The following is a 12,536-nucleotide window of genomic DNA, read 5'->3' on the forward strand; positions in this document are numbered from 1 at the left end:
GCGGATCATTGAAGGATCACCAGCAGGGGTGGACGGCGGCGGGTCGGCAGAGCAGGATTGTCGCATGAGCACCAATGACGCACTCCTCAAGCAGGTCAACATCTCCGCCGCCGACGACAACCTCGTGGCACGATTCGAAATTGACGGCAACATCCCAGGCTCCGGCGCTTACGTCGTGGGCCTTGTTGCTGCCAGCGAAGACTATTCCTCGCAACGCAGGCTCGGCATCGAGTTCATGAACGGCGAGGCGATCTCGTTCTATTCCTTCAACCATTCCCTCAGCGCGGAGGAAAACTACGACATCAAGGGCGTGGAACACTCCGGCAACGTCATCACCGGCAACTTCCCCATTTCCGCCATCCACGGACTGAGCAAAGGCCACGTCATGACCGCCTTCAGCGAAGCTGACGGCCGTGAGTTCCAGTCCGGCGTTCCGGTCAACGAAGCGCTCTGACGCTCAGAAGAGTCCTTCCACCGGTTCGATCAGTTCCGGTGAGTTGTTACGGACATTACCGACGGCGGCCCCCACCGGGTCCAGCGTCCAATCGGCAGCAGCGTCGTGCGCCCTGGAACGGACCATGTCCACGAGCCCGGCAGCGTCCTTCTCGCGCGGGTCCAGCCATGCTTCCATCGTCTCCGTGCTCATGGGCAGGGGAACACGGTCATGGAGCGCCGTCAGTTCATCGAACACCGAAGCACTGCGCCTGGTCCTGGCCGCATCCGCCGCGGGAGTGTCCGCCGTAATGATGGACATCGAGAGCAACCAGCGGCCGGGATCGTCCTCAGCGGCCGACTGATCCCGCCACCATTCATACAAACCGGCGAACACCAGCCCGTGGCCGTCGCCGGGATGCACGTAGTAGGGCTGCTTGTTTTTGCCCTCGCCCTTCTTCCACTCGTAATAGCCATCCGCCGGCACCGCACAACGGCGGGCAACGGCAGCTTTCTTGAAGGAAGGCTTCTCCAGGAGGGTTTCACTGCGGGCGTTGATCAGCCGCGCACCTCCCTTGGGATCCTTGGCCCAGGACGGCACCAGCCCCCATTTGGCGACATGGAGCTGCCTCTTGACGTTGTCATCGACCAGCCGCTCCAACACGATCGGAACCGCGTCTGTCGGGGCAACATTCCACGACTTCTCCAGGGCAATCTCATTCTCAAGCTCAGCGTCGAAGTCGGCGAGCAGGTCTCCCACCGCACGGGCCATCACGTAACGTCCACACATGCCAACAGTCTGCCCTTTCGCCCAACAACACACCAGCGCACACGCTCCACGTAACCCGGGTTCGCAGCCGGACGGGAATTATTCGGCACCGGGTTACCGTTGTTAGGAACGAACCACCCCGTGCAAACGACAAATACTGAGGAGAGCTCTGTGGACTTTACTCCCGACTCCGGCACCATCACCATGTTCTCGACCACCTGGTGCGGTTACTGCAACCGCCTGAAGAAGCAGCTGGATGCCAAGGGCATCGGCTACACCGAGATCAACATCGAAGAAGTGGATGGCACCGCCGAACTCGTCGAGCAGCTCAACGGAGGCAACCGCACCGTCCCCACCGTGCTCTTCCCCGACGGAACGGCTGCTACCAACCCCTCCGCCTCCGAGGTGGAGAGCCGCCTCGCCGCCTAAGCACCAGCCGTAACCGGCAAGGGGCCCGCACGGAACAAACCACACACTGTCTGCCACCTGTGATAGACAGAATGGGAATCCGTAGCGGGCCCTGTTTCATTAACCGGGCCCGCCCTCCGCGAGCCCGAAGGGAACCACTCCAATGGTCCACGCAGTCAAAGGCGTCGTCGTCCGCTCCAAAGGCGCACCCGCAACCCTCGAAACCATCCTCGTTCCCGAACCCGGTCCCGGCGAAGCCCTGGTGGACATCCTCACCAGCGGCGTCTGCCACACCGACCTCCACTACAAACTGGGCGGCATCAGCGACGACTTCCCGTTCCTGCTCGGCCACGAAGCAACCGGCGTGGTCAGCGCAGTCGGCCCCGACGTCACCGATGTAGCGCCCGGGGACCGCGTTGTCCTGAACTGGCGTGCGGTCTGCGGCAACTGCCGCGCCTGTAACCGCGGACAGGCCCAGTACTGCTTCAACACCCACAACGCCACCCAAAAGATGACACTCGAAGACGGCACAGTACTGTCCCCTGCGTTGGGCATCGGGGCGTTCATCGAAAAGACCCTGGTGGCTGCCGGACAGTGCACCAAAGTAGACCCCGACGCCGATGCCGCCGCCGTGGGCCTGCTCGGCTGCGGCGTCATGGCAGGTCTCGGCGCTGCCCTGAACACCGGGGGCGTCAAGCGCGGCGACTCAGTGGCCGTCATCGGCTGCGGTGGTGTTGGAGTAGCAGCAATCGCAGGTGCGGCACTGGCCGGCGCCACCACCATCATCGCCGTGGACATCGACGCCAAGAAGCTCGAGCGCGCCAAGGAACTCGGCGCCACCCACACCGTGGACTCTTCGGGCAACGACCCCATCGAAGCCATCCGGGCACTCACCGGCGGTTTCGGCGCAGACGTGGTGATTGACGCCGTCGGACGTCCCGAAACCTACAAGCAGGCGTTCTACGCGCGCGACCTCGCCGGAACCGTCGTCCTGGTTGGCGTCCCCACGCCGGAGATGACCCTGGAACTTCCGTTGCTGGACGTGTTCGGCCGCGGCGGCTCCCTCAAGTCGTCCTGGTACGGCGACTGCCTGCCCTCCCGCGATTTCCCGATGCTGGTGGACCTCTACAAGCAGGGCAAGCTGGACCTCGACGCCTTCGTTACCGAACGCATCACCATCAACCAGGTGGAAGAAGCCTTCGACAAGATGCACCACGGCGCAGTCCTCCGATCGGTGGTGGAACTGTGAGCACCCACAGCAACCCTGCGATCGAGCGCGTCGTCACCTCCGGGACGTTTTCCCTGGACGGAGGCACCTGGGACGTGGACAACAACGTATGGATCATCGGCGATGACACCGAGTGCATCGTCATTGACCCCGCCCACAACCCAGCAGCGATCATGGACGCCGTGAACGGCCGGACAGTGACAGCCATCCTGCTTACCCACGGACACGACGACCACATCCGTTACGCCGGCGAATTCCGGGAGCTCGCCAAGGCACCGGTCTTCCTCCACAAGGACGACTGGATGCTCTGGCACGACGTCTTCCCCGGGGTGGATCCGGACAACTCCATCTCGGACGGAGACACCTTCACCGTTGCCGGGGCAACACTGGAAGCCATCCATACCCCCGGTCACTCACCGGGCTCGGTGTCGTTCCACCTGTCCGGCGAAGGGACGCTCTTCAGCGGCGACACGCTCTTCCAGGGTGGACCCGGCGCTACAGGCCGTTCCTACAGTGACTTCCCCACCATCATCGAGTCCATCAGGACCAAGCTCCTGACGCTGCCGGAACACACAGTGGTCCGCACCGGCCATGGAGACAGCACCACCATCGGCGCCGAGAAGCCACAGCTCGATGAATGGATAGCACGCGGCCACTAAGCGCAATCCCAGTTCGCCTGTAGCCTCCAGCTTTGGCCGGCTGCCGCCTCAAAACACCGGGGCGGCGGCCGGCTCCAGACGAATAATCACCGATTTGGACGCAGGGGTATTGCTTTCCTCAGCCGTCGAATCCAGCGGAACCAGGACGTTCGCTTCCGGATAATACGCAGCGGCGCAGCCTCTGGCGGTCGGGTACGAGACCAAACGCAACTGGGGCAGGACGCGATCCACGCCGTCGTCGGCCTCGCTGTGGACATCCACGTACATGCCGTCCTGATAACCCAACCCGCCAAGATCCTGCGGATTGACCAACAGAACCATCCGGCCCTTCTTGATTCCCCGGTACCTGTCGTTCAACGAATACATGGTGGTGTTGAACTGATCATGGGATCGGATGGTCTGCAAGAGCAGCCGCCCCTTGGGGACATCGATGGTCTCCAGTTCATTGACCGTGAACAGGGCCTTCCCGGAAGGGGTGGGGAAAGTCCGGCTGTCCCGGGGACCGTGCGGCAGGACGAAACCGTCCCGGGCCCGGATACGTGCATTGAAATCCTCGAAGCCCGGCACCACGTGTTCGATGTGTTCGCGGATGGCATCATAATCGGACCGCAGGCCCGCCCAATCGACCGGCACCTTGCTGCCAAGGACTGCCTGGGCCAAGCGGGTAACAATCGCCACCTCGGACAACACCCCAGGTGCGATCGGCTCCAAAGTACCCGCCGAACTGTGCACTGCACAGACGGTGTCCTCTACGGTGACGAACTGGGGAACCCCGCCTTGCCGGTCTATCTCGGTGCGTCCCAGGGCCGGCAGGATCAGTGCCTGCTCGCCGACCACCGCATGCGAACGGTTCAGCTTGGTGGAGACTTGCACGGACAACTTCGTCCGCCGGACAGCTTCCTCAGCCACCGCGGTATCGGAGATCGCATGGACCAGGTTGCCACCCAACGCAACCAACACTTTGATCCTGCCATCACGCATACCGCGGATACTGTCCACTGCGTCAACGCCGGCATGCCGCGGCGGATCGAAACCAAACTCGTGCCGCAGGGCATCAAGGAATTTGGGAGGCATCTTCTCCCAAATGCCCATGGTCCTGTCGCCTTGGACATTGCTGTGGCCCCTGATCGGCGAAGGCCCCGCCCCAGGCTTGCCGATGTTGCCACGAAGCAGCAGGAGGTTGATGATTTCCTTGATGGTGGCCACAGCCTTCTTGTGCTGGGTCAGCCCCATGGCCCACGTAATGATGACCTTCCCCGCGCCCAAGTAAGCGTCAGCAAGGTCATCAATATCCTTGCCCGTCAGCCCCGTGGCCGCCAGAACCTCGCGTTCACTGAGTGTCGCCAAATGCGCCGCGAAACCAACAAAGCCCTGGCAGTGGGTATCAATGAAGGCCCGGTCCAGGACAGTTCCCGGCGCGGCGCTTTCGGCATCAAGAACCCGCTTGGAAACAGCCTGCAACAACGCCATGTCTCCAGCGAGCCGGATCTGAAGGAATTGGTCCGCGAGGTCCGTCCCTTTGCCCACCAAGCCCCGGGGACGCTGCGGATTCCGGAAGTTGATCAGGCCTGCTTCCGGAAGAGGATTCACCGCAACGATCCTCGCCCCGGCCTCTTTGGCTTCTTCCAAAGCGGTCAGCATCCGGGGATGGCAGGTGCCCGGGTTCTGTCCCATGATGATGATCAAGTCAGAGGCAGCGAAGTCCTTGTAGGTAATGGCGGATTTGCCCACGCCGATGGTTTCTCCCATGGCAACGCCCGTGGACTCATGGCACATGTTCGAACAGTCCGGGAGGTTGTTGGTCCCGAATGAGCGGACGAAGAGCTGGTACAGGAAGGCGGCCTCATTGGAGGTCCGGCCACTGGTGTAAAACGTGGCCTCGTCCGGCGAATCAAGGGCATTGAGCTCCTGCGCGATGATCCTGAAGGCCTCATCCCAGCCAATGGGCGCGTACCGGTCCGCGCCCGCGGCTTTGTACACGGGTTCCACCAGCCGGCCCTGCTGTCCAAGCCAATACTCCGGCCGTTGCCGCAATGACGCCAGTGTGTTTTCTGCCCAGAAGCCGGCCGGGATCCGCAGCGGCTCGGCTTCCCATCCGATGGCTTTGGCGCCGTTCTCACAAAATTCAGCGGCCTTGCGATCCGGAGGATCGGGCCACGCGCAGCTCATGCAGTCAAAGCCGTCCTTTTGGTTGACGGCACTGAGTGTTTTCCAGGCCCGGGCAGGACCCATGGATGCCAAGGCGTGCGGCAGCGTCTCGGTCAAGCTCGGCAGGCCACCGGCGGAGCGTTTGGGCGTGCCAACACTGAGTTCAGCGTCGGAATCCTCTATTGGATGCTGCTTCCGGCCCATCGTTACACCGCGATTCGCGTGATTGGGTAACTGATTCCCCCAGCCTAAACCCGGTGTGCGGCAGGCTCAACGGAGCTGCTGTGGCTGGCTCAAAGCAGCTGGGGCGAGCTGCCCACAAGAGTGCGGAAGTCGCCGTCGGCCACGTCCGCGTAGGCGCGGTAAGCCTCGATGACTGCTGCCTGAACGGTGGCTACATCCAAGTGGGGCAGCAAGTCGTTGGCAGCTCCGGCCGTCGCAGGGTCCCAGTCCAGGCCGAGCGCCCCGTAACTGGCCGCCAGGACATCACGGATGGGCCCGGAGTTCTCAACCACGATCACGGAGCTGAACAGCCAACCGCCCGAAACAACCCGCTGGGCAGTGCCGATCAGTTTGATGCGGTGCGCGGGAAAATCGGGGTCCTCACCGTGCACACTGAACTCACCGGGGCAGTACTCCCCCGGGATTTCGCCGACGGCGGCATGGACACCGACGCTGCGAAGAGCACCAGCGAGGAACTCGCCAAATTCGGAGAAGCGTGCCTTGGCCCTGACAATGGCGTCCGGATGGGGCTCAATGTGGTCTATCACCAAAGTGCCTTGGTGATAGGCAGCTGCGCGGCCTCCTGCCTTCCGGATCAGCGGCTCGAAACCACGCTCCCGGCAGGCTTCTTCGGCGGCGGCGAATCCGGGCAGGTTCGCATCCCGCTGGCCAAACGCCACGGTAGGTTGAGGACGATACAAGCGAAGGGACGGACCCAACTGACCACTGCGGGCGCGCTTGAGCAGCTCCAAGGCGAAGTCGAGGTCACCGGCTGCTCCCAGGGATTCTTCCTGCCGGTACACGGTGAGCTGCTTCTGCGATCCAGCGGCTCCGGTCATCAGCTCTTCCTCAGCGTGAGGATCTGCTCGGCCCGGCCGAACGGTCCGTCAATGTCATGAAGCACGGTTGAGGTCAAACCGATGCCGTCGGCGCCAAAGGAGACCTTATTGTCCAGGCCCAGCCATTCGCCCGAAGGCGGGCGGTACATGTGGATCTGCAGATCCACGTTCGGGAAGATGTAGCTGTTTTCACCCGGGGGAACACGTGCCGCGATGCCGTTGGCGGTGTCCACGAGGCCCATCAACCGGGCGAGGTCAGTACTGTCAGCTTTATCCGTCAACGGATGGGATGTCCGGATCCACACCCTGCCCGAACCTGGGCGGTGGCCTTCGGCAATCCGCATTTCCAGGGAGCGGATATAGCCGCCGGGCCAAACACTTGCGCCATCCCAGGGTTTGCATTCGTCCGGTGCCGGCATGGACTCGTCCTCCACAGCGGCGACCGCACTGGTATCACTGGTGATCATGCGCCAGGCAGAGGCCCGGATGGCTACGCGCCCTCCCGCGGAAAGTTCGGCCTGGATCAGTTCGATGGTCTTTCCCGGCCTCAGCGTCGAAGTGGTGATGTGGAACTCACCACCGGGAATCAGTCCCAGGATTTCATAGCTGATCCTGGCCATGCGGACGTCGTCCCTGGGCTCGTGGCGCACGAGGGCGTCGGCGAGGATGCCAGAGGCCGGCGCCATATGTTGTTCGTGTGGATTCCAGGCGCCCTGGGCGTGGATCGTCGAGCGGAAACGGCCGCCACCCAGCGATTCGTAGTAGAAAACACCGTCCGCCAGTTCCGGTAATGCAGTAGTCAACCCAAGCCTTTCGCCGATCCAGCTGTAGAACTCAGACCACTGTATCCGCTGATTCGCTTGCTGCCCGACGCCGGCGGATCACAACAATCCAGACAACCGCGGCGGCCACCGCTGCCACACCCAACGCCGCCCCGACCGGCGACGCCGCGGCAACGGCAAGCCACGCTTCCAGCGCGGCAAGTCCGATGGTCGCATATAGGAGCGCCCACATGACCGAACCCACGATCGCCGCCGGGAGGTATCGCCGCAGGGGCAGCCGCGCGGCACCAGCTGCCAGGTTGATGGCCGTCTGGAGGCCAATGGTCAAAAAGGAAAGTACGACGGCGTACGGTCCCCACCGCTGGATCAGGGCTTGGGCGCGTGCTGCTTTGGGGCGCTGCAACGAATTGCCGAAGCGGGTATGGGCGAACCCGGCGACGGCCCCACGGCCAATCCAGTACGTGACGTTGACACGGATCATGACAATGGCGAAAAGCGCCGTGAGGGCGACGCCAAAGGGCAAACTCATGATCTGGTCCACTCGACTTAGGCTACCCTAAGCCGAGGTGCATTGAAGATTCGCTCCCGGCAACGGCGGCTGGTGAACCATAGGATGGGTTCATGGATCTCCGCGAGGCCGCCCAGGAGCTGTACGCCGTGCTGCCGCGGGACTTCACCTCCGAGCGGACTTCCTTGGTGCGCCTGGCAAAAGAAGCAGGGCAGAAGGACCTCGCCCAAGAGATCGGCCGCCTGCCCAAGCCGGCCGCGGGGGCCTGGGCCATCAACATGCTTTCAGTCCACAAGCCCGAGGTGATTGACGGCGTCGTACGTTTCGGTGCTTCACTGCGGGCCGCGCAGGACCAATCAGATGCCGGGGCGTTCCGGGAACTCAGCCAGCAGCGGCAGGGTCAACTCAGCACAGCCGTTCATGCCGCCAAGGACCTGGCAGACGAGCTGGGAGCACCCCTGAGCGCGGCAGCCGCCTCCGATGTGGAACAAACCCTGAGGGCCGCGATGGCCGACGCCGGAGCCGCGGGCGCGGTATCCACCGGGCGGCTGGTACGGGGACTGAGCGGCAGCGGCTTCGAGTCCGTGGACTTGACCGACGCCGTGGCTGCAGCCGGGCCCGAAGACGCCGCCAGTCCTGCCGGGCAGGTGGCCAAGCAGACCAGGAAAAAAGCATTGGCTCCTGAGGAGGCGGCTCGTTCGAAGGACGCAGCCCCATCAGAGGGCACCAACCTCACCAGGGAAGAAAGCCCCAAGGAACAGGCCACGTCCCTGGCGGATCGCCGCGCCGCAAAACGCCAGGCCGCGTTGCAGGAAGCCCAGGACGAGTTCCACGCTGCCGACAGGGAGGCACTGGACGCCGAAAAACAGGCATCCGCGGCATGGGACGTTGTCAACGAACTCGCACGACGGCGCTCGGATGTCGAGGCGGAAATTGCCGAGGTGAAGAAGCAATTGGCAGCCTTGGAGGCAGAGCTCATTGGCATCACCCGGGACGCGGAATCCGCCGAATCCGACAAGAAGCTCGCAGTCAGGGCAGCAACACAGCTCCGACGCAGCGCCGACCAGGCACAGCGGCGGGTCGACCGGCTCAGCTAGTCCTTCTTCTTACCCACCGTCCTTTGCAGGTGATGGGTTGCGGGTCCCTCAAGATACTTGCCCTCCGGCGTGAACCTGGAGCCGTGCAGCGGGCAGTCCCACGACTTCTCGGCATCATTCCACGTCAACAACCCACCCAAGTGGGCACAACTGGCGGAGACCATGCAAACGTTGCCGTCGACCGTGGATACTGCCGCGGGTTCACCCTTGTACAGGCCTACGACGCCGGAGCCTTCCGGCGGGCGGGTTTCGTCGGTTATCTCAGGGTTGCTCCGGACTTTGGCCTTGTCCTCGATCATCCTCCGGGCCGTGCCGGCATTGAGCCGGACAGCCTGCAACGCGCCCTGCGGCGAGGTAACGCGGTGATGGATGACCCTGGCCCAGTCGGATTGCCCTCCCAGGATGTCCGAGGTGATGGACAACGCGGCGGCGACCCCGTTGCTCATCCCCCACTTGTTGTAGCCGGTGGCGAAGAAGATCCGGCCGTGCCCCCGCGGCAACTTGCCAAAGAACGGCATGAGGTTGGTGGCCTGATAGTCCTGGGCCGACCACGTGTGGGTCACTTCCGAACCGGGGTAGTGCTGGTTGGCCCATCCGAGGAGATCGTTCAGGTGCTGTTGCGGTGAGACGGCCCGCCCACCGGCATGCCCGTAACCGCCGACCAGGAGCAGCTCGCCGTCGGCTGTTGGGCGCGTGCGTTGCGAGCGGGTGGGCGCATCAATGGACAGGTACATTGCCTGCGGAAGCTGCGTGCCGGCCGGCGGGCGTAGTGCCGCCGCATAGGAACGGTTGGGTTCCAGTTTGGCGAAGTACAGGCCGCGGTCAAGGATGGGAGTGCCCGTGGCCACCACTACGGTGTCGGCAGTGAACGTGCCTTTGCGGGTGGAAACTTCAACGGGCAACCCGGAGCCGACGTTCTGTACCTGGACGCCCTCGACGATCAGGCCCCCGTGTTCCCGGATATCCCCAGCCAGAGTGTCCAGGACCTCCATCGGGTGAATCTGCGCCTGGCCTTCCAATTCCAACGCCTCAGCCTCTGGAAACGGCAGCCCCGGGTCACGGCTGAAGTGAACGTCCAAACCTGCGTCCCGCGATACCGCAGCTTCCTTGCGGAGCCGCTGGGCGCCGTCGTCCGAGGTGGCGAAGGTAACCGCCGTCCGGCGCTGGAACGCCACACCCTGCTGCTCCATGTACTGGGTGAGCCACGCTTGTCCGGTCTTGTTGGCTTCCACATAAGCCTGGACAACTTTGAGGGAATACTGGCCGCGCAGTGCCGACAACGCTCCGCCTTGCAGGAGGCTCAGCTTGCCCGTGGTGTTGCCGGTGGTCACAGCACCCAAGGTGCGCGCCTCAAAGAGGACCACACGCTGACCGGAGCGGGACAGCAGCAGCGCCGTCACCATTCCCGTCAGCCCGGCACCCACAACGATCGTGTCAAAGTGCTTTTCGTCAGGGACGGCATCAGAGGTAAAGCGGGACTCCCTGTCCAACCACAGCGATTTCATCGATCAACCCTGCCTCTCAATCAACTGGCCACCGGTAGGGAAACGCTAGGCCGGTCGGTGATGCTTATCAAGGGGTGGCAGCGCCAGTGGCCAACGCCGCGGCGCGGCGAAGTTCAGGGTCCGGGTCCTCGGCCCATCGTTCAAGTACCCGATCTGCACGATCCTTTGCCCTGCCTTCCAGCCGTGCCAGCAGTGGACGCACTACATCCGTGGCCAGAGGGTTTACCAGCTCCTTGGTTCCGGCCTGCCTGATGAAGCCTTCGATGCGGGTGAGGTCCGTGCTGACCAGGACGCCCACTTTGGTCTGCAGCAAGACGACGGCGGCCAGTCGCCGCTCAAACACCGGCTGCGCCCACAGTTCCGAACTCAGTGCGGTGATGTCGTCATGGTCCAGGTTCTTGTACCGCTTCAAGGCATCACGCACTGTTCCACGAACGGCCCCCACTGACGCGCCATAGACCTTCAAGGCTGCGCCAAGACGTTCACTGGCCTCCGCAGCTTTTTCCCACGTCGATTCCATTTGCAGGGTGTAGTCCACGAATTCACCGGCTTCACTCACCCGTCTATTTTGTCAGTGCCTGCTCCTAGCGTGATGCCAACAGCAATCGACAGGAGCATCATGCCGTCCAAAGAGCTCGCAACCGAGGCCTCGTTTCCAGGCGTCCCGGCCGCTTCCTCCATGCCCGACTGGTACCCCGCTTTGCTCAACACCGTGGCGCGGGAGGTTCGCACCGGGCGGACCCGCGCCATGGCGGCAGCCAACAGTGAGCTTTTGAATTCTTACTGGACCATTGGCCGCCAGCTGGCGGAGCGTGAATCCGAACAAGGCTGGGGCGCCAAAGTAGTCACCCGCTTGTCAGCCGACATCCGGACCCGTTTCCCAGAGGCCAAAGGCTTCTCCCCCAGGAACCTGCGCTATATGAAGAGCTTCGCCCAAGCATGGCCCGACCTTCCAATGTTGCAAGCGCCGCTTGCAACATTGCCGTGGTACCACCAGATCGCCCTGCTGGAAAAGCTCGACGACGCCGCCACGCGGCTCTGGTACGCAGCGGCGGCGGCACAGCACGGCTGGTCGCGTAACGTCTTGGTGCACCAGATCTCCACGCGCCTGCACGAGCGTTCCGGACAGGCGATTACCAATTTCAAGGCCACCATGGTCCCGGCGGACTCGGACCTCGCCCAGCAGGCCACCAAGGATCCCTACGTCTTTGACTTCCTGTCCATGAGTGACCGTCACACCGAACGCGACTTGGAGCTGCAGCTGGTCAAGCACGTCGAAAAATTCCTTTTGGAACTGGGCCAGGGTTTTGCTTTTGTCGGTGAGCAGGTTCGGCTGGAAATCGCCGGCGACGAATTCTTCGCAGACCTGCTCTTCTACCATCTGAGGTTGCGCTGCTACATGGTGATCGAACTGAAGGCCGTGAAGTTCGAACCCGGTTTCCTTGGCCAGCTGGGCATGTACATGGCCGCGGTGGACGACCTCCTGGCACACCCTGACGACAAGCCCACCATCGGCCTGCTGCTGTGCAAGGAGAAGAACAGCGTCGTGGCGGAATACGCTTTGCGGGGGTTCCATGCACCGGTGGGTATCGCGGAGTGGCGGACTTCCCTTGCCGACTCGTTGCCCGAGGAGTTGGTTGCGAGCCTGCCGAGCATCGAGACCCTGGAAGCTGAGCTGGCAAGTGAAGCGGCTCGGCTGCAGGGCTAGTTTCAGATGTTGGCCTTGAACCAGGAACAAACATTTTGAGCGGCCAGTTCGGAGGTCACACGCTCGTTTCAGGTGGACTTGTAGCGTTTAGGCACCTTCATCGGGGATTCGAGGGCGGGTCTTAGGGAATACGTGCACTGAGGAACGCAGGGAGTTCTGAGTCGCGTTAAGTGGGTCCGGAAGGCGATCGGTTGAGGATCGGCTTACGGGCGAGGTAATCGGGAGCTCCGG

13 protein-coding genes are annotated in these 12,536 nt (G+C 63.0%); 6 read left to right on the forward strand and 7 right to left on the reverse strand.

All coding sequences use genetic code 11. The annotated features are described in order from the left end of the window. The first annotated feature begins 64 nt into the window (after positions 1-64). Positions 65-454, forward strand: a complete 390-nt coding sequence (locus PJL15_RS00825) for a hypothetical protein (protein ID WP_281449325.1) — start codon at positions 65-67, stop codon at positions 452-454. 3 nt (positions 455-457) lie between these two features. Here PJL15_RS00825 and PJL15_RS00830 read toward each other — a convergent pair whose 3' ends face one another. Further along, positions 458-1,204, reverse strand: a complete 747-nt coding sequence (locus PJL15_RS00830; RefSeq protein ID WP_281449424.1) for an SOS response-associated peptidase — start codon at positions 1,202-1,204, stop codon at positions 458-460. Positions 1,205-1,372: 168 nt separating this feature from the next. On the opposite strand from PJL15_RS00830, the gene PJL15_RS00835 reads away from it, so the two are divergent. From PJL15_RS00835 to PJL15_RS00845, 3 genes are all read left to right on the forward strand, one after another. Further along, complete coding sequence (locus PJL15_RS00835) at positions 1,373-1,630, forward strand: mycoredoxin (protein WP_018777778.1); 258 nt, start codon at positions 1,373-1,375, stop codon at positions 1,628-1,630. Between the two features lie 142 nt (positions 1,631-1,772). Next, positions 1,773-2,858: an S-(hydroxymethyl)mycothiol dehydrogenase gene (locus PJL15_RS00840; protein WP_281449326.1), complete on the forward strand. Its 1,086-nt coding sequence runs from the start codon at positions 1,773-1,775 to the stop codon at positions 2,856-2,858. Beyond that, positions 2,855-3,496 (forward strand): MBL fold metallo-hydrolase, encoded by a 642-nt coding sequence (locus tag PJL15_RS00845; protein ID WP_281449327.1) that lies wholly within the window; start codon positions 2,855-2,857, stop codon positions 3,494-3,496. Before PJL15_RS00840 ends, PJL15_RS00845 begins: the two co-directional genes overlap by 4 nt. A gap of 48 nt (positions 3,497-3,544) precedes the next feature. Here PJL15_RS00845 and PJL15_RS00850 read toward each other — a convergent pair whose 3' ends face one another. The 4 genes from PJL15_RS00850 to PJL15_RS00865 form a co-directional block, all read right to left on the reverse strand. Further along, positions 3,545-5,848 carry an FdhF/YdeP family oxidoreductase gene (locus tag PJL15_RS00850; protein WP_281449328.1) on the reverse strand — a complete coding sequence of 768 codons (2,304 nt, stop codon included), beginning with the start codon at positions 5,846-5,848 and terminating at the stop codon, positions 3,545-3,547. Positions 5,849-5,937: 89 nt separating this feature from the next. Further along, positions 5,938-6,705, reverse strand: a complete 768-nt coding sequence (locus PJL15_RS00855) for a lipoate--protein ligase family protein (protein ID WP_281449329.1) — start codon at positions 6,703-6,705, stop codon at positions 5,938-5,940. Further along, entirely contained in the window at positions 6,705-7,508 is an 804-nt protein-coding gene (locus tag PJL15_RS00860) for a thioesterase family protein (RefSeq protein ID WP_281449330.1), read from the reverse strand. The genes PJL15_RS00855 and PJL15_RS00860 overlap by 1 nt, the downstream gene beginning before the upstream one ends. Before the next feature lie 31 nt (positions 7,509-7,539). After that, positions 7,540-8,028 (reverse strand): DedA family protein, encoded by a 489-nt coding sequence (locus PJL15_RS00865; RefSeq protein WP_348651464.1) that lies wholly within the window; start codon positions 8,026-8,028, stop codon positions 7,540-7,542. A gap of 80 nt (positions 8,029-8,108) precedes the next feature. On the opposite strand from PJL15_RS00865, the gene PJL15_RS00870 reads away from it, so the two are divergent. Further along, positions 8,109-9,092: a hypothetical protein gene (locus tag PJL15_RS00870; RefSeq protein ID WP_281449332.1), complete on the forward strand. Its 984-nt coding sequence runs from the start codon at positions 8,109-8,111 to the stop codon at positions 9,090-9,092. On the opposite strand, the gene PJL15_RS00875 is transcribed toward PJL15_RS00870, so the two are convergent. Then, positions 9,089-10,597: an FAD-dependent oxidoreductase gene (locus PJL15_RS00875; RefSeq protein ID WP_281449333.1), complete on the reverse strand. Its 1,509-nt coding sequence runs from the start codon at positions 10,595-10,597 to the stop codon at positions 9,089-9,091. The two genes, PJL15_RS00870 and PJL15_RS00875, sit on opposite strands and share 4 nt — an antisense overlap. A 67-nt stretch (positions 10,598-10,664) precedes the next feature. Then, entirely contained in the window at positions 10,665-11,156 is a 492-nt protein-coding gene (locus PJL15_RS00880; RefSeq protein ID WP_281449334.1) for a DNA alkylation repair protein, read from the reverse strand. 60 nt (positions 11,157-11,216) lie between these two features. On the opposite strand from PJL15_RS00880, the gene PJL15_RS00885 reads away from it, so the two are divergent. Continuing rightward, positions 11,217-12,305, forward strand: a complete 1,089-nt coding sequence (locus PJL15_RS00885) for a PDDEXK nuclease domain-containing protein (protein ID WP_281449335.1) — start codon at positions 11,217-11,219, stop codon at positions 12,303-12,305. Positions 12,306-12,536 lie beyond the last annotated feature (231 nt).

The sequence above is a fragment of the Paenarthrobacter nitroguajacolicus genome (genome assembly GCF_029952445.1).
Lineage (GTDB): Bacteria > Actinomycetota > Actinomycetes > Actinomycetales > Micrococcaceae > Arthrobacter > Arthrobacter nitroguajacolicus_B.